The organism is Nocardiopsis terrae (assembly GCF_014651695.1).
GTDB lineage: Bacteria > Actinomycetota > Actinomycetes > Streptosporangiales > Streptosporangiaceae > Nocardiopsis > Nocardiopsis terrae.
On record NZ_BMXJ01000004.1, the window covers coordinates 461,474 to 477,401 of the forward strand.

Annotated in this window: 15 protein-coding genes and 1 other RNA gene; 5 read left to right on the forward strand and 11 right to left on the reverse strand. The window is 73.9% G+C overall.

What is annotated here, in order from left to right:
• Positions 1–136: 136 nt before the first annotated feature.
• From rnpB to IE195_RS13455, 5 genes are all read right to left on the reverse strand, one after another.
• Positions 137–519, reverse strand: an RNA gene (gene rnpB / locus IE195_RS13435) — RNase P RNA component class A.
• Positions 520–529: 10 nt separating this feature from the next.
• Positions 530–1,195, reverse strand: a complete 666-nt coding sequence (locus IE195_RS13440) for a histidine phosphatase family protein (protein WP_191271227.1) — start codon at positions 1,193–1,195, stop codon at positions 530–532.
• Positions 1,192–1,953: a zinc ribbon domain-containing protein gene (locus tag IE195_RS13445; protein ID WP_191271229.1), complete on the reverse strand. Its 762-nt coding sequence runs from the start codon at positions 1,951–1,953 to the stop codon at positions 1,192–1,194. Before IE195_RS13445 ends, IE195_RS13440 begins: the two co-directional genes overlap by 4 nt.
• 105 nt (positions 1,954–2,058) lie before the next feature.
• Complete coding sequence (locus IE195_RS13450) at positions 2,059–2,931, reverse strand: Nif3-like dinuclear metal center hexameric protein (RefSeq protein ID WP_191271231.1); 873 nt, start codon at positions 2,929–2,931, stop codon at positions 2,059–2,061.
• Between the two features lie 52 nt (positions 2,932–2,983).
• A complete protein-coding gene (locus tag IE195_RS13455; RefSeq protein ID WP_225942398.1) occupies positions 2,984–3,976 on the reverse strand; it encodes a helix-turn-helix transcriptional regulator in 993 nt (330 codons plus the stop codon).
• 41 nt (positions 3,977–4,017) lie between these two features.
• Here IE195_RS13455 and IE195_RS13460 point away from each other — a divergent pair, with 41 nt between their 5' ends.
• The 3 genes from IE195_RS13460 to IE195_RS13470 all read left to right on the forward strand — a co-directional run bounded on the left by IE195_RS13460 (position 4,018) and on the right by IE195_RS13470 (position 7,356).
• Entirely contained in the window at positions 4,018–5,427 is a 1,410-nt protein-coding gene (locus IE195_RS13460; RefSeq protein ID WP_191271233.1) for an FAD-binding oxidoreductase, read from the forward strand.
• A 111-nt stretch (positions 5,428–5,538) separates the two neighbouring features.
• A complete protein-coding gene (locus IE195_RS13465; RefSeq protein ID WP_191271234.1) occupies positions 5,539–6,360 on the forward strand; it encodes an alpha/beta fold hydrolase in 822 nt (273 codons plus the stop codon).
• Positions 6,361–6,474: 114 nt separating this feature from the next.
• On the forward strand, positions 6,475–7,356 hold the full coding sequence (locus IE195_RS13470) for a deoxyribonuclease IV (protein WP_191271235.1): 882 nt from the start codon (positions 6,475–6,477) through the stop codon (positions 7,354–7,356).
• Between the two features lie 54 nt (positions 7,357–7,410).
• On the opposite strand, the gene IE195_RS13475 is transcribed toward IE195_RS13470, so the two are convergent.
• Positions 7,411–8,793: an MFS transporter gene (locus IE195_RS13475; RefSeq protein ID WP_191271236.1), complete on the reverse strand. Its 1,383-nt coding sequence runs from the start codon at positions 8,791–8,793 to the stop codon at positions 7,411–7,413.
• Positions 8,794–8,827: 34 nt separating this feature from the next.
• Positions 8,828–9,511, reverse strand: a complete 684-nt coding sequence (locus tag IE195_RS13480) for a winged helix-turn-helix domain-containing protein (RefSeq protein ID WP_191271237.1) — start codon at positions 9,509–9,511, stop codon at positions 8,828–8,830.
• A gap of 180 nt (positions 9,512–9,691) precedes the next feature.
• Between IE195_RS13480 and IE195_RS13485 the strand changes: the two genes are divergently transcribed.
• Entirely contained in the window at positions 9,692–10,036 is a 345-nt protein-coding gene (locus IE195_RS13485; protein ID WP_191271238.1) for a hypothetical protein, read from the forward strand.
• A gap of 169 nt (positions 10,037–10,205) precedes the next feature.
• Positions 10,206–12,644, forward strand: a complete 2,439-nt coding sequence (locus tag IE195_RS13490) for a Tex family protein (protein ID WP_229826195.1) — start codon at positions 10,206–10,208, stop codon at positions 12,642–12,644.
• Positions 12,645–12,754: 110 nt separating this feature from the next.
• Here IE195_RS13490 and IE195_RS13495 read toward each other — a convergent pair whose 3' ends face one another.
• Genes IE195_RS13495 through IE195_RS13510 form a run of 4 tightly spaced genes read right to left on the reverse strand, consistent with a single transcriptional unit; the run spans position 12,755 to position 15,894 of the window.
• The gene (locus tag IE195_RS13495) at positions 12,755–13,498 is read right to left on the reverse strand and encodes a glycosyltransferase family 2 protein (RefSeq protein WP_191271239.1); all 744 of its coding nucleotides are present in this window, start codon (positions 13,496–13,498) and stop codon (positions 12,755–12,757) included.
• Positions 13,495–14,106, reverse strand: a complete 612-nt coding sequence (locus IE195_RS13500; RefSeq protein ID WP_191271241.1) for an SAM-dependent methyltransferase — start codon at positions 14,104–14,106, stop codon at positions 13,495–13,497. Before IE195_RS13500 ends, IE195_RS13495 begins: the two co-directional genes overlap by 4 nt.
• Positions 14,103–14,870: a PIG-L deacetylase family protein gene (locus tag IE195_RS13505; RefSeq protein ID WP_191271244.1), complete on the reverse strand. Its 768-nt coding sequence runs from the start codon at positions 14,868–14,870 to the stop codon at positions 14,103–14,105. The genes IE195_RS13500 and IE195_RS13505 overlap by 4 nt, the downstream gene beginning before the upstream one ends.
• The gene (locus tag IE195_RS13510; protein ID WP_225942397.1) at positions 14,854–15,894 is read right to left on the reverse strand and encodes an acyl-CoA dehydrogenase family protein; all 1,041 of its coding nucleotides are present in this window, start codon (positions 15,892–15,894) and stop codon (positions 14,854–14,856) included. The genes IE195_RS13505 and IE195_RS13510 overlap by 17 nt, the downstream gene beginning before the upstream one ends.
• Between the last annotated feature and the right edge of the window lie 34 nt (positions 15,895–15,928).

A 15,928-nucleotide genomic window follows, 5' to 3' on the forward strand; every position in this document is an offset into this window, starting at 1 on the left:
TTTCCCCAGGCACGAAGAACCGGGGCACAGGGCGATCGGCTTGCTGCTGCACTCCGCACGCTAAACGGCGGGAGCAAACGAGGAGCAAACACCGCCGGTTCTCGCTCGCTACGGTGCAGTTCAGAAGCCTGGGAGAGGAGGGAGTCGGCCGGTAAGCCGGATTCTGTCGGTCCGAAGACCGGACGGTCATCCATCTGGGGCCGCCGTTGCCGACGACCTCGGTGCGGTCTACCCGCGGACTCGGGCGGGCCGCCCTCGAACATCCGCGCGGGAACCCGAAGGTTCCCTTTTTGACCTTGCTCCGGGTGGGGTTTACCTAGCCGACCGGATCGCTCCGGCCGCTGGTGGTCTCTTACACCACCGTTTCACCCTTACCACCGCGAGCGGTGGCGGTCTGTTTTCTGTGGCACTGTCCCGCGGGTCGCCCCGGGTCGGTGTTACCGACCACCCTGCCCTGTGGAGTCCGGACTTTCCTCGAACCCGCGCTGGGCGCGGGGCCGCGACCGTCTGGCCGACTCCCCCTCTGTCCCTAGCCTACCGCTCCCCGGGAGGTCTGCCGATCCAGATGCGCGGTGTCGTTGAGGGAACGCACCACCTGGGGTCCGTCCGCGTAGCAGTCCACCTCGGTCAGGCACGCGGTGTCCAGGTGCATCCGGTACAGCGCTCCGATCGGGGCGAGCATCGCCTGCTGCACGGTCACCTTGATCGGGGTGACGTGGCTGACCACCAGGACCCGGCGGCCCCGGTGGCGTTCCAGCAGGGCGTCCCGGGCCCCGCCGACCCGGCGGGACACCTCGGCGAAGCTCTCACCGCCGGGCGGACCCGTTTCGGGGTCGGCCAGCCACCGGCTGACGTGCTCGGGGTCCTGTTCCCGGGCCTCGCCGAAGGTCAGCCCCTCCCAGGCCCCGAAGTCGGTCTCCACGAACCCCTCGTCCACCTCCACCGCAAGACCCAGCAGGTCCGCCGCGTACCCGGCGGTCTGCCGGGTGCGCAGCAGCGGAGAGGAGACCACGGCCCCGATACCCCACCCGGCCAGGCGGCGGGCGGCCGCCTCGGCCTGGGCGTGGCCCTCGTCGGTGAGGGGGATGTCACCGCGTCCGGCGAAGCGGCGTTCCACGGACAGCGGGGTCTGGCCGTGCCTGAGCAGGACAAGGCGGGTCGGTTCGGTGTCCGGCCCGCCCCACCCCCCGCTCATTCGGCGGCGGGGGTGCCCAGCCCCGACTCCTCGGTGCGCACCAGGATGCGGCGGCAGTCCTCGCAGCGCACGACCTCGTCGGCTGGGGTCGCGCGGATCTCGTTGAGCTCCACGGTGCTCAGTGCCAGCTTGCAGCCGTTGCAGCGGCCGTAGCGCAGCGGAGCGGCCGCCACACCGTCGTACTGGGCGCGCAGCTTGTCGTACAGCCCCAACAGGTCTGCGGGGATGTCCTCGGCGACCCGCTGCCGGTCCTGGGTGAGGCGGGTGCGGTCCCACTGGATCTCGGCGGCCGCGGTGTCCCGGCGGGCGGTGACCTCGGTGAACTTGGCCACCGCGGCCTCACGCTCCTCGGCCAGACGGCTGACCTCGGCGTTGAGCGCCTCGGCCTGCTCCATGACCTCCAGGACGACCTCCTCCAGCTCGGCCTGGCGGCGGCCCAGGGACTCGATCTCCGACTGCAGGTTCTGCAGGTCCTTGGCGTTGGTGATCTGCCCCGACTCCAGGCGCTTGGTGTCGCGCTCGGCGCGGGTGCGCACCTGGTCGACGTCGCTCTCGGCCTTGCGCTGGTGGCGTGCGACGTCGGAGACCCTGGTCTGCGCGGTGATCAGCTCGGCGTCGAGGGCGTCGGCGCGCTCCTTGAGCTCGGCCGCCTCGACGATCTCGGGCAGGCTCCGGAGACGGTGGTCCAGACGGTGGAGCTGGGAGTCGAGCTCCTGGAGGTCGAGAAGTCTGGCCTGAGCGGCGGGTTCGGCTTTCACTTGGAGTCTCCTGGGAATCGCGGTTGGGAGGCCGGGGAGGCCGCCCGCGCCCTGTGCAGTTGTGGTCTTCTGGGTGGATCTCTTGGAGCGGGTCCCGCACACGCTCTACACGTGCTGGAAGGTCCGTGACCAGGCGTCCGTCACGGTGGTCGACACTCGGAACTCCACGTTAGCCCCATTCTGGCCGCCCGCGCGCCCGAGCGCGTCACGCAGGTGTCCGGCGCCGTCGGCCAGCCAGGGCCACTCGCTGGCGAAGTGGGCGGTGTCGATCAGTGCGGGGCCGCCCGGCCGTTCGACGAACTCCGACGCCGGGTGGTGGCGCAGGTCGGAGGTGACGTAGGCGTCGACCCCGGCGGCGCGGGCCGCGCCGAGCAGGGAGTCGCCCGCGCCCCCGGAGACCGCGACGGTACTGACGAGGCGGTCGAGGTCGCCGGCCACGCGGACACCGCCCGCGGTGGCGGGCAGTCCGCGGGCGACCTGCTCGGCGAAGTCGCGCAGGACGAGCGGCTGGTCGAGCTCACCGATCCGGCCGATCCCGCGCCGCCCCTCCGGGTCGGTGGTGTCGGGCTCCAGCGGGCGCAGCCGCCCGGTGATCCCGACCGCGCGGGCCAGGGCGTCGGACACCCCGGGTGAGGCGGTGTCGGCGTTGGTGTGCGCGGTGTACAGGGCCACCCCGGAACGGATCAGGCGGTGCACGATCCGGCCCTTGGGGGTGTCGGCGGCCACACTGGTGACCCCGCGCAGCATCAGCGGGTGGTGCGTGACGATGAGGTCGGCGCCCCAGGTCACGGCCTCGTCGACCACCGCGTCCACCGGGTCGACCGCGAACAGGATCCTGCCCACCGGCTGCGCGGGGTCACCGCAGACCAGGCCGACGGCGTCCCAGGAGGCCGCCCACTGCGGCGGATAGACCTCCTCGAAGGCGGCGGTGACGTCGGACAGGGTGACTGGCTGCGCGGTCGAGGTGCTCACGGGCACGAGACTAACGGTCTCCCCGCCCGAGCGTGAAAACGCCGGTGTCGGCGGTTCCTCACCGGCCCGGAAGTGCGGCCGCCCGCCTCAGCCGGTCGGTGACCTCGGCGGGGGCGTCGAGTGCGGACCCCGCGCCCAGGGACAGCACCACCGCCGTGTACTGGCAGACCAGGTCCAGGGAGTCCGCGCTGATCCGGACCTCGCAGCGGTCGGGGCCCCGGGGTTCGACCCGGCCGGGCAGGGGGCCGTACAGCCGCTCCCGGACCTGTTCCTCGGGCAGTTCCACCGTCACCGTGGCCGTGTACCGGTACGTCCCCCGGGCGAACAGCCGGGTGAGGAAGGTCGCGGGGTCGGGCGCGGGCAGGTCGCGCGGGCGGAACCGGCCGTGGGTGGGGCGCGGGTCGCTCAACCGGTCCACCCGGAAGGTCCGCCAGTCCTCGCGGGCGGTGTCGTGGGCGAGCAGGTACCAGTGCCCGCCGTGGGACACCAGGTGGTGGGGTTCGACGCGGCGTTCGGTGCTGTTCCCCATCCGGTCCCGGTAGGTGAAGTCGGTGACCGCCCGTTCGTGGCGGCAGGCGGCCAGGACCCCCAGCACGGTCGGGTCCACCCCCGGGGCGTCGGGGTGGGGGACGACGGACGCCGCCCTGCCCACCGCCACCAGGCCGGGGCGCAGCCGCGCGGGCAGGACCCGTTCGAGTTTGGCCAGCGCCCGCAGGGCGCTCTCCTCGACCCCGGTGGCGGTGGCCAGGGCGAGGGCGATCGCGACCGCCTCCTCGTCGTCCAACAGCAGCGGTGGCAGGTCGCGTCCGGACACCAGCCGGTATCCGCCGGCCACGCCGGGGGTGCCCTCCACCCGGTAGTCGAGGTCGCGCAGGCGTTCGACGTCGCGGCGCAGGGTGCGGGCGCTGACACCGAGCCGCTCGGTGAGTTCGGCCCCGCTCCACTCCTGGCGGACCTGGAGCAGGGACAGCAGGCGCAGCAGCCGCTGCGGAAGGGTGCCCCGTGCCGACCCCGTGCTCTCCCGGTCCATGGATCCCATGCTGCCAGTCATCGCGGCCGTGTTATGACCGCATTGGTTCCTACGGTGACCGCATGAGTGAGACCGGACGTGAAACCACTGAAACCACGAGGACGACCGAGGTGCTGAACGCGCTGCGGGCCGGGGTGTCCGGGCCGGTGCACGCACCCGGGAGCGGGGGCCACGAGAGGGGCCGGTCGGGGATGCAGCAGCTGGAGCGGCACGAACCCGACGCGGTGGTGGAGGCCGCCACCGCCGGGGACGTGCGCGCCGCGGCGGCGGTCGCCGCCGACCTGGGCCTGCCCGTGGCCGCGCAGCGCACCGGGCACGGCCACGGGACCGGGATGCGCGGCGGTGTCCTGGTGGACACCCGGCGCCTGTCGGGGGTCCGGGTCGACCCCGAGCGGCGCACGGCCCGCATCGGCGCCGGGGCCACCTGGCAGGACGTGGTCGACGCCGCCGCGCCGCACGGGCTCGCCCCGCTCTCGGGCAGCGCGCCCGGGGTGGGGGCGGTCTCGTACACCCTCGGCGGAGGGCTGAGCCTGCTGGGCCGCCGGTACGGGTACGCCGCCGACCACGTGCGGAACCTGGACCTGGTCACCGCGGGGGGAGAGCCCCTGCGGGTGGACGAGGGCACCGACCCGGACCTGTTCTGGGCCCTGCGCGGCGGAGGAGGCTCCTTCGGTCTGGTCACCGGGGTGGAGCTCGACCTGTTCCCGGTGGCGCGCCTGTACGGCGGCAGCCTGTACCTGGACGCGACCCACGCCCCGCGGGCCCTGGACAGCTGGCGGCGGTGGGCGCAGGAGAGCCCCGAGGAGCTGACCTCCGGGCTGTCGGCACTGGTCTACCCGGACATGGAGGAGGTCCCCGAACCCATGCGCGGACGGCTGGTCGTCCAGGTCTCCCTGGCCTGGTCCGGCCCTGCGGAGCGGGGGCCCGACCTGGTGGAGCCGCTGCGTTCGGTCGCCCCGGTGCTCCTGGACACCCTGCGCGAACTCCCCTACGCCGAGTCCGGGTCCGTGTTCGACGAGCACGACGACCGGGCCGGGTTCCGCGGTGAGGGGATCCTGGTGGACTCCCTGGAGCCCGGGGCCCTGACCGAGCTCCAGGGGCTGCTCTGCGCCGAACGCCCGTTCATGAGCGTGGTCTGGCTGCGCCACCTTGGCGGGGCCATGGCCCGGCCGCCCCGGGTCCCCGACGCGGTCGGCCACCGGGGCGCCGCCCACGCCCTGAGCACCCTCACCTTCGCCGGCGCCGACGGCGTCGACACCGCGGCCATGGCCGAGCTGCGTGCCGGGGTCGCGGGGCTCTTCAGCGAGCACACGCTCGGCTGTTCGGCCAACCTGAGTTTCGGCCCGGTGGGCGCGGACGAGGTGGGCGCCATGTACGAGCCCGCGACACTGCGGCGGCTGTCGCGGGTCCGGGACCGGATGGACCCGCACCGTCGGATCCACTCGAACCGTCCGATCCCGCCGGTGGGCTGAACCGCCGCCCCGCCCGGGTTCCGCACCGGAACCGCCGCTTCGATCCGTTTGCCCGCGGCCCGGACGCCGCCTAGCGTTCAGACATCGACCACGAAAGCGGGTGTGCGGGACATGCTGGACACGAAGGTCGTCCTCGACGGACGCGAGGTCGCCTACACCGACATCGGCGACCCGGACGGCACCCCCGTCCTGTTCTTCCACGGCGCGCCGATGAGTCGGAGGAACCTGGTCGACCAGGACGGGGACTTCGCGGCGGCGGGGCTACGGGTGATCTCCCCGGACCGTCCCGGGTACGGGGGCTCCTCCCCCGCGCCCGGACGCACCCTCACCGGCTGGGCCGGGGACATGGCCGGATTCGCCGACGCCCTCGGCCTGGGCCGCTTCCTGGTGGCGGCGCACTCCTCCGGTGGGCCCTACGGGGTGGTCACCGCCGCGCTGCTGCCCGAACGGGTGCGCGGCACGGCCGTCCTGGGCGGGGTCACCGACTTCTCGTGGGAACCGGCCTGGGAGGGCTACGTCGAGGACGAGAAGGCCATGATGCGCCTGCCCGACGAACAGGCCGCCCTGGAGTGGGGTGAGCGCAACCTCGGAGACCGCCCCGGCGAGTGGCCCGAGCCCGACCGCGAACTGTTCGCCGAACGGCACGTCCCGCACCTGGCCGCGGCGGCCAAGGACGCCTTCGCCCAGGGAGTGGGCGGCTACACACAGGACTCATGGGTGCAGGGCCGCCCCTGGTCCTTCGACCCGGCGGCCGCCGAGGCTCCGTTCCTGGTCGTGCACGGCTCGGAGGACACCGTCGTGCCGATGGCGCACTCCCGGCACACCGCCGACCTGGTGCCCGGGGCGGAGCTGCGCGTGCTGCCCGGCCACGGGCACGTCACCGTGCTGTGGGAGCTGCCCGGTCTGCTCAGCGAGCTCCGCGACCGCACCTGAACGGGGGCCTCGGGCTGCGCCCGGGCGGGCGCCGTGGCCGGGCGGGCGCCCGTTCGCCCCGTGACCGGGGGCACGCCCGACCCACCCCGGCCCCGCGCCTAGAGTTGGTGGGCTATGAACAACACTGAGCAGCAGCGGCCCCGGCCCCCGGCCGAGCGGACCCCGGTCGGAGCACACGTACCCGTGGCGGGCGGTATGGCCACCAAGGGGCTGGCCTACGCGGAGAGGATCGGCGCCGAGACGGTCCAGGTGTTCGTGTCCAACCCCCGCGGGTGGGCCACCAACGACGGTGACCCGGCGCAGGACGCGATGATGCGTGAGCGCACCGACCTGCCGAAGTTCGTGCACTCCCCCTACCTGATCAACCCCGGCACCCCCAACGAGGAGACCGCCGCCAAGTCGCTGGTCTCCCTGGAGCACGCCCTGCGCCGCGGCGCGCAGATCGGCGCCCTGGGCGTGGTGATGCACACCGGTTCGGCCGTCTCCGGTGGTCGCGAGGCCGGACTGGAGCGCGTCCGCACCCGGCTGCTCCCGCTCCTGGAGGGGCTCGGCGAGGACGTCCCCCCGGTGCTGTTGGAGCCGATGGCCGGTCAGGGCCAGGTCCTGTGCGCCACCGTCGACGACCTCGTCCCCTACTTCGAGGCCCTGGACTGGCACCCGAACGTGGGCGTGTGCCTGGACACCGCGCACCTGTTCGCGGCCGGGCACGACATCTCCACCGTCGGGGGCATGCGCGAGGCCCTGGACCGCTTCGGCGAGGTGGTGGGAGCCGACCGGCTCAAGCTGATCCACGGCAACGACTCCAAGGCTCCGTGCGGCAGCAACAAGGACCGGCACGAGAACATCGGCAAGGGCCACATCGGCGCCGCGCCCTTCGCGGAGCTGTTCCGGCACCCGGTGACCGCCGGGATCCCCGTCACCCTGGAGACCCCGGGCCCGGAGGGCCCGCACGCCGAGGACGTGACCACCCTCAAGAAGCTGCGCGCCGAGGCCTGACGCCAGTACCGGCGCCCGGGGGACCTGGAGGCCCGGCTTCCGGGGCCCGGACGGTCACCGCCCGGCAGCCTCCGTGGTGAGCCGGGCGGCGGCCTCGTCGGCCAGCCGTGCGGTCTCGGCGATGATCCTCCGGGCCAGGAAGGTGGCCAGGAGGATCACGGCACCGCCCACCAGGTAGGGCAGGGCCAGGTCGATCCGGCCGAGCAGGCCGCCGAGCAGAGCGCCGACCGGGGCCAGCCCCCAGCCGATCGTCTTGCTGGCCCCGGCGATCCGGCCCCGGACCGCGTTCGGGACCACCGTCTGGAAGTAGAGTCCGGCGGCGACGTTGGACACGACCACGCAGAAACCGACGCCGGCCAGGGCGAGGAAGGCGAGGCGGGGTTCCGTGGCGAGGCCCGCCGCCACCAGGAACAGTCCCGCTCCGGCGTAACCCCTGGTCACGACCGTGCGACGGCCGACCCGCCGCAGGAGGCGGGCGGCCACGAGGGAGCCGAGGACGCCGCCGACCGCGCTGGAGAGCAGGAAGAGCCCGAAGAGGGTGATGGGGACCCCCAGGGCGTTCTGGGCGTAGAGGCCCAGCAGGGACGCGGTCATGTTCATGCCGATCATCAGTCCGGCGTTGCAGAGCATGTTGCCGCGCAGGATGCGGTCGGTGAAGACCATCCGGAACCCCTCACCGAGCGAGCGGAGGAAGCCCTGCCGGTCCCGGCCCTCGCTTCCCTCTGCCCCGGCGCCTGCGTCGGCTCCGTCGGGGCCCGGCGGCGGGGTGTGCCTGCGCCACACCAGCGGGATGGCGCACAGCAGCACGGCGCACAGCGCGTAGGCTCCGGCGATCCCCAGCAGGGGTGCGACGGCGCCGGCGGCGAACAGGAAACCGGCGACCGGGCGGCCCAGGCAGTCCTGGGCGACCAGGCGTCCGCCCTCCAGGCGGCTGTTGGCCCGGTCCAGCAACCGGGCGGGGACCAGTTCGACGACGGCGATGCGACTGGCCGGGTCGGAGACGGTCTCGCAGGCGATGACCACGAACATGGCCGCGTACAGCAGCCAGATGGAGAGGTGGCCGGTGAGCATCGCTCCCGCCAGAGCGAGCATGGTCAGGGCCGCGGCAGCGTTGGCCACCGCCATGGCACGCATCCGGTTCACCCGGTCGATGAGCAGCCCGGACAGGGGGGACAGCAGCAGCCAGGGCAGGAAGCGGGTGGCGGTCAGCCCGGAGACCAGGAAGGGGTCCTGGGTGAGGGTGGTGGCGATCAGCGGCAGGGCCACGAGGATCATGCCGTCGCCCAGGTTGGTGAAGACCCCGGCGCCCCAGAAGCGGTGGAAGGTGCCGCTGAGGCGCCGGTCCCGGGGGGCGGTTCCGGCGGTGGGGGGCGGGGTGTCCGGGGGCGGGGTGTTCGGGGGTGCGGCGCCGGCGGTGCCGGCGGGGGCTGGGGGCACAGTGGTCTCCTGAAGAGGGCGGGGGCTCAGGTGGCTACTGGTCGGCGGGGGCGCCGTCGTCGCCGTCCGCGGGCGTGTCCGGGACGACGGGAGCCTCCTCCGGTCCGAGGAGGTTGGGGAACAGGTCGGTCTGGAGCTCGACGGACTCGGTGTCGGGGTGGCTCCGGGCCGTGCGCCCCTGGAAGGGGAGCGAGCGCTCCCGGACGAAGGCCTGGAGGTCCCTGGCGAACTCCTCGGCCTCCTCCGGACTCATCCGCACGTGCGCGACCGAGTCCTGTGCCGCCTGGATCCAGCGGCGCACCTCCGGATCGTCGGGCCGTTCGCCGCTGAGGGCGTGCCACTGACGGAGCCGTTCACGGCGCCCGCCGTAGTAGCGGTCCAGGACGATCTCGGCGGCCTCGCGGGTGGCGGGACCGCGCAGGAGTTCGGTTCCCCGCACGCGCCAGCCGCCGGGGCGGAGCCGCCACCAGCGGTCGCGTTGGCCGGGGCCCGGTTCGACCTCGACGAACCCGTACCGGGCGAGCTGGCGCAGGTGGTAGCTGGTGGACCCGCTGCTCTCCCCCAGCCGGTTGCCGAGGATGGTCGCGGTCGCGGGCCCGTGGACGGAGAGTTCGTCCAGGATCCGGGCGCGCAGGGGGTGGGCCAGGCCGCGCAGGGCGTCGGCGCCGACCTCCATGGGGCCGGGTTCGGGCGCCGCCGGGTTCTCTTCCTCGCTCATGCTCGCAGCATACGCCAAAGCTTTCTTTGCAAAGCTAACTTTGCAGAGTTTTCTTTGCGAAACTTCCGGTGCCGCGTACCGGAGCGCCGGGAACCTCCCTCCCCGAAGAGCCGTCCCATGGGTGACAATGAACAGGGGCCGACGCGGGGCCGGACCCGGAGTAAAGGAGGGTGTTACCGCATGGAGCCGTTCTCCATGGTCATCGGGGTGGCGATCGCGATCGGCGGGTTCCTGGCCGGCCGTCACACGGCCAACCGCCGGGCCAGGCAGGAACTCCAGCAGCACCAGAACGGCCGCAGGGCCCTCCCCCGGGGCCAGCAGACACCCCAGCCGATCTGCGGTTGCGGCCACAACCTGGTCTTCCACGACCAGGAGACCAAGCGCTGCCAGACCCAGGTCGTCATCCCCGGCCGCTGGACCGGGCAGGCCACCTCCACCTACCGCCAGTGCATGTGCCAGGGCTACCGCGGCCCCGTGCCCGTCGACGAGTACTACGCCCCCGACTACCTCGACGGCACCAACTGAGCGGAGCCTCCCGGCTCCGGCCCGGCCCCTGCCCCGGACGTCCCGGGCCCGAGCACGCACCGCCGTGCGGGAACCTGGGAGTGCGGACGGCGACGCGCCGGAGTGACAACGCCCGCGCGCACCGCGAGAATGTCCGCGCACCGAACAGCCAGAGAGTGGACGTTAACTCGTGACGACCCCTGTGACACCCACGATCGACCAGCGCATCGCCGAGGAGCTCGGCGTCGGCGCGCACCAGGTCAGCTCCGCCGTCGACATGCTCGACGCCGGGTCGACCGTGCCCTTCATCGCCCGGTACCGCAAGGAGGCGACCGGGGCGCTGGACGACGTCCAGCTGCGCGCCCTCGAGGAACGCCTGCGCTACCTGCGTGAACTGGCCGAACGCCGGAGCGCGATCCTGGAGTCGATCCGTTCCCAGGGCAAGTTGGACGACGCGTTGGAGGCCCGCATCAACGCGGCCGACTCCAAGGCCCGCCTGGAGGACATCTACCTCCCCTACAAGCCCAAACGCCGCACCAAGGCCCAGACCGCCCGCGAGGCCGGCCTCGAACCGCTCGCCGAGACCCTGTTCGGGGACCCGGACCAGGACCCGCAGGTACTCGCCGCCTCCTACGTCGACGCCGACAGGGGCGTGGCCGACGCCAAGGCCGCCCTGGACGGCGCCCGCGCGATCCTCGTGGAGCGCTTCGCCGAGGACGCCGACCTCACCGGTCACCTGCGCGAACGCCTGTGGAAGAAGGGGCGCCTGGGCTCGGCGGTCCGCGAGGGCAAGGAGGAGTCCGGAGCCAAGTTCGCCGACTACTTCGACTTCTCCGAACCCCTGACCGCGCTCCCCTCGCACCGCGTCCTGGCCATGTACCGCGGCGAGAAGGAGGAGGTCCTCACCCTCTCCCTGGAGCCGGAGGAGGCCCCCGAGGCGGGCCCCGACGGCACCGTGCCGCGCAGCAGCTACGAGAACGCCATCGCCGCCCACTTCGGGATCGTGGACCGGGGCCGCCCCGCCGACCGCTGGCTCCAGGACACCGTGCGCTGGGCCTGGCGCACCCGCATCCTGGTCCGGCTCGACATCGACGTGCGGATGCGCCTGTGGCAGCAGGCCGAGGACGACGGCGTCAACGTCTTCGCCGCCAACCTGCGCGACCTGCTGCTGGCCGCCCCCGCGGGCAGCCGCGCCACGCTGGGCCTGGACCCGGGTCTGCGGACCGGGGTGAAGGTCGCCGTCACCGACCCGACCGGCAAGGTCGTGGCCACCGACACCGTCTTCCCGCACGCCCCGCGCCGCGACTGGGACGGGTCGATCGACCGCCTCGCCAAACTGTGCGCCGCCCACGGTGTGGAGCTGGTCGCCATCGGCAACGGCACCGCCTCCCGGGAGACGGACAAGCTCGCGGGCGACCTGATCAAACGCCACCCCGAACTCGGGCTCACCAAGGTGATGGTGTCGGAGGCGGGCGCGTCGGTGTACTCGGCGTCGGCCTACGCCACCGAGGAGCTGCCGGACCTGGACGTGTCCCTGCGCGGGGCCGCCTCCATCGCCCGGCGCCTGCAGGACCCCCTCGCGGAGCTGGTCAAGATCGACCCCAAGTCCATCGGTGTGGGCCAGTACCAGCACGACCTGGCCGAGGCGAAGCTGTCCCGCTCCCTGGACGCGGTGGTCGAGGACTGCGTGAACGGTGTGGGCGTGGACGTCAACACCGCCTCCGTGCCGCTGCTGACCCGGGTCTCGGGTGTGACCTCCACCCTGGCCCGCAACATCGTCTCGCACCGCGACGCCAACGGCCCCTTCCGGACCCGTGAGGCCCTGCGTTCGGTGCCGCGGCTGGGCCCCAAGGCCTTCGAGCAGTGCGCGGGCTTCCTGCGGGTGCCGGGCGGCGACGACCCGCTGGACGCCTCCGCGGTGCACCCCGAGGCCTACCCCGTGGTCCGTCGCATCCTGGACCGGACCGGCAGCGACCTGCCGTCGCTGATCGGCAACAGCAAGGCGCTGTCCGCCGTCCGCCCGGAGGAGTTCGTCGACGACAAGTTCGGGCTGCCGACCGTCACCGACATCCTCAGCGAGCTGGACAAGCCCGGACGCGACCCGCGCCCCGCCTTCACCACCGCCACCTTCAAGGAGGGTGTGGAGAAGCTGGACGACCTGGAGCAGGGCATGGTCCTGGAGGGCGTGGTCACCAACGTGGCCGCCTTCGGCGCCTTCGTGGACGTGGGTGTGCACCAGGACGGCCTGGTGCACGTGTCGGCCCTTTCGCACAGGTTCGTGGAGGACCCGCGCGAGATCGTCAAGCCGGGCGACATCGTCAGGGTCAAGGTCCAGGACGTGGACATCCCGCGCAAGCGCATCTCGCTGACCATGCGCCTGGACGACGAGGCCCCGGCCTCCGGCGGTCAGGGAGGCGGCCGGGGTGAGCGCGGCGGCCGCGGCGGACAGGGCGACAACGGTCGCCGGGCCAACGGCGGCAGGGGCGGTGAGCAGCGCCGCGGCGGCGGCAACGGCCGCCAGAACAACGGTGGCCGCGGCAACGGCGGCCGCGGGGGCCGCGACAGCTCCCCGGCGGCCTCGGGCGCCATGGCCGACGCGCTGCGCCGCGCCGGTCTGACCAAGGGCTGACCGGGCCGCGGACGAGGAGACGGAGGGGCCCACCCCTCCGTCTCCCTCCAGGAAGACCCGGCCCCGCCCAGCTCCGGAAGGCCCGTGAGCGGTTCCGTCGCCGGACCGGCTCAGCCCGGTCCCGGGTCCCCCGTCTCCGCCACGGCCCCGGAACGGAGGGGATCGGGAGCGCTGATCCGGCTCAGGCAGTCCCCGAACCCTCCGGCGGCCCGGGAGGCCCTGCGGGCGGAGGTGACCACCCGCAGGTCGCGGGGGCGGCTCACCCGGTAGCCCCCTGCGGCCAACGCGGTCACCAGGGCGTGGTCCTCCGCGCGGGCCAGCTCGGGGAACCCGCCGCAGGCGAGGTAGGCCGAGGCGCGCACCCCGAGGTTGGCCCCGTGCACGTGGGGGTGCCCGTCCGCCCGCGCCAACGGATAGGTCCGGGCGAAGTGTTCGGCCAGCCAGGACGGCCGCTCGGACCAGTCCCGCACCTCCACGGTCCCCACCACCGCGTCCGCGGTGCGGGCCAGGGCCAGCTGTGCGGGCAGCCAGTGCACGGGGACCAGGGTGTCGGCATCGGTGGTGGCCAGCCACACGTCCTCCATCGCCCGGGGCCGGACCAGTTCCAACGCCCGGGCCGCGCCCGCACGCCGGGCCGCGCCCACGTTGCGGTGGGCGACCTCGACGACGCGGGCGCCCTCCCGCCGGGCCAGGGCGGCGGTCGCGTCGGTGCAGTCGTCCGCGACCACCACCGAGTGGCGGCGCTCCGGGGCCACACCGCACAGGCGCAGCGAGGCGTGCACGGCGCGCAGGCACGGCACGATCGACGCGGCCTCCTCGTGTGCCGGGACCACCACGACGACGGCGCCGGTCACACCAGCCCCTCCCGTTCGGCCACCGAACACGGCGCGCCCCCGCCGGCGGCCTCGTACACCTCCAACAGGAAGTCCCGCTCCTCGTGGCACGCCGTCCGGGCCAGCTCGGCCCGGGCGGCGACCGCCCGGTGCACCTCGTCCCCGGAGCGGACGTGGTCGGCGACCGGGTGGCGCCAGTGCACGGCGACGAGTGTCCCCCCTCCGGCGAGCGAGTCCGCGGTGCGGTCCAACAGCACACCCAGGTCGCCGTCGTCGAAGTAGTAGAGCAGTTCCGAGAGGACCACGAGGTCGAACGCGCCCCGCGGCCACCGCTCGGGGACCCTGGCCCGCACCACCTCGACGTGGGGGGCGTCGGCCAGGTCCGCACGGGCCCGGGCGACCGCCTCCGGCGCCCCCTCCCAGGCCAGGAGCGAGTCGCACCGGTCGGCCAGGCCGCGGGTCAGGACACCGATCGAACTCCCCGGTTCGAAGGCGCGCACGTACCTCTCCCGGGGCAGGCAGGCCAGCGTCAGTGACCGTTTGCGCCGCTCGTACCACCGGGTGCGGAACCCCCACGGGTCCTCGGAACCCGCGTAGAGGGCCTCGAAGTAGACGCCTTCGACGCTCACCGGAAGACCACCTCGTAATCGCGTGAGAAGTGGGCGAGCATGTCCGGGGTCAGGACGGCGCGGTCCTCGGGCAGTGCTCCGACCGGGGCGGTCTGGGTCGTGAAGGCGCCGACCGCCCCCTGTTTGCGGTCCTGGACGTCCGGTGTGAGGTCGATCCGGTACGCACGGGACCAGGGCACCGCCTCGCCCTCCGGGCTCGCCCAGTGCCACATCCACACCGGGTAGGAGAGCAGCCGTGCGCCCTGGTCCCGGACGGCTGCGCGGGCGGCGCGGCCGGTGGCCTCGTGGTCGGGGTGCAGGTCGCCCTCCCAGGGCGCCACGCACAGGTCGGCGTCGGCACACACGGCGGCGAGGCGTTCGGTGAGCTCGTCCTCGCGCGACGCGACGTCCCCGTCCGCAAGGCCCAGACGGAGGAGTTCGACGCCGCGCGCACCGAGGGAGGAGAGCGCGCGCCCGCGTTCGACCGCCCGTGCGGCGACCAGTCCGGCCCTGGTCAGGACGTTGCTGCCCGGGTGGGACCCCTCCCCGTCGGTCACCGCCACGACGGTGACTGCGGTGCCCTGGTCTGCCAGCAGTGCGAGGCCTCCCCCGAACCCCAGGGTCTCGTCGTCGGGGTGGGGCGCGACGACCACCGCGTGCGCGGTTCCGCCCAGGTCCAGGCGCGGCAGCCGTTCCAGGTCGCCCCACTCCCGCCATCGGCGCTCGGGCGTGCCCTCGGCGTCGATCGGGTGCACCCGTGCGGGTGTGTCACCTTCGGAGCCCATGTGTGTCCCCCTCCTCTCCCGCGGCCTGACCGCCCAGAACGGCCAGGTCGCGGTCAGCGTGGTGTTGGCGCAGGTAGACCGCGAGGTCGGCCGCGGCGCGGGCGTGCCGGGCGTCGGCGGCGAGCGGTCCCGCCCCCAGCGCCTCACCGGTCCGGCGCAGGACGTCGCCGCAGACGCGGGCGACCACCGCGCGCACCCGTCGGGCCCGTAGTGCGGCCCCTCCCCCGGTGTCCTGCGGGTCCGCGTCGATCCCGTCCGCCGCCAGCTCCAGCACCGCGCCCGCGGCGTGCAGGTCGCGGTCCACCGCCCCGTACGCGGTGCGCGTGTGCACGTCGGCGGAGTCCCGGGCGGCGCGGGCCGCCAGCGGCGCCGCCAGGGCCAGGGCACCGCCGAACCAGCAGGCGGCCACCCCCGCGCCGCCGTGGTGGAAGCCGGGCCGGCGGACGTAGGCGCCCGCGGGGCCCACCGGATCGGCGGGGACGCCGTCGAAGGCGACGGTCAGGGTGTCGCTGGCGGCCATGCCCGCGCAGGCCCACGTTCCCTCGACCGGTTCGGTACCGCCGGTGTCCACCGCGAACAGCCGTCGTTCGCCGCCGTCGACCTCGGCGCTGACCAGCGCGCGGGTGCACGTGTGCGCCCCGGAGCAGAAGGGTTTGGTGCCGTGCAGGCGCCATCCGCCGTCCTCGGGCACCGCGGTCAGCACGGCACCGGGAGGGTGTGCCGCCCACACACCCCACACCTGTCCGGGTCCGGGCCGCGTCGCTCCGAGTTCGGCCAGGATCGCGGCGGCGTCGGTGTGGCCCTCCGCCAACCGCGCCAGGGAGAGGTCGCGTTCGGCCAGGTCCCGCAGTGCCCGCCAGCGGTTCCGGGTGTCGCCTCCGCCCGGGAACGGAAGGTCGAGTTCCCCGGCGCCGACGGCCCGGGTGAGTTCGTCGGCGACCCATGCGTCGTGGGCGTCGTCGGCCCCGCCGGGTCGTGGCGCCCTCCGGTCGGCCGCGGGCACCCGCGAGGTCGCTCCGTTCATCTTCCCTCCTGTGCGACGCCCCGGGAGCGGGATC

What these genes read in the sequence shown, in the direction of transcription:
- IE195_RS13505 (WP_191271244.1), bottom strand. Translation starts at nt 14,870, where the DNA reads ATGGGCTCCGAAGGTGACACACCCGCACGGGTGCACCCGATCGACGCC.
- IE195_RS13460 (WP_191271233.1), top strand. Translation starts at nt 4,018, where the DNA reads ATGAGTGAGACCGGACGTGAAACCACTGAAACCACGAGGACGACCGAG.
- IE195_RS13470 (WP_191271235.1), top strand. Translation starts at nt 6,475, where the DNA reads ATGAACAACACTGAGCAGCAGCGGCCCCGGCCCCCGGCCGAGCGGACC.
- IE195_RS13510 (WP_225942397.1), bottom strand. Translation starts at nt 15,894, where the DNA reads ATGAACGGAGCGACCTCGCGGGTGCCCGCGGCCGACCGGAGGGCGCCA.
- IE195_RS13485 (WP_191271238.1), top strand. Translation starts at nt 9,692, where the DNA reads ATGGAGCCGTTCTCCATGGTCATCGGGGTGGCGATCGCGATCGGCGGG.
- IE195_RS13465 (WP_191271234.1), top strand. Translation starts at nt 5,539, where the DNA reads ATGCTGGACACGAAGGTCGTCCTCGACGGACGCGAGGTCGCCTACACC.
- IE195_RS13455 (WP_225942398.1), bottom strand. Translation starts at nt 3,976, where the DNA reads ATGACTGGCAGCATGGGATCCATGGACCGGGAGAGCACGGGGTCGGCA.
- IE195_RS13440 (WP_191271227.1), bottom strand. Translation starts at nt 1,195, where the DNA reads ATGAGCGGGGGGTGGGGCGGGCCGGACACCGAACCGACCCGCCTTGTC.
- IE195_RS13480 (WP_191271237.1), bottom strand. Translation starts at nt 9,511, where the DNA reads ATGAGCGAGGAAGAGAACCCGGCGGCGCCCGAACCCGGCCCCATGGAG.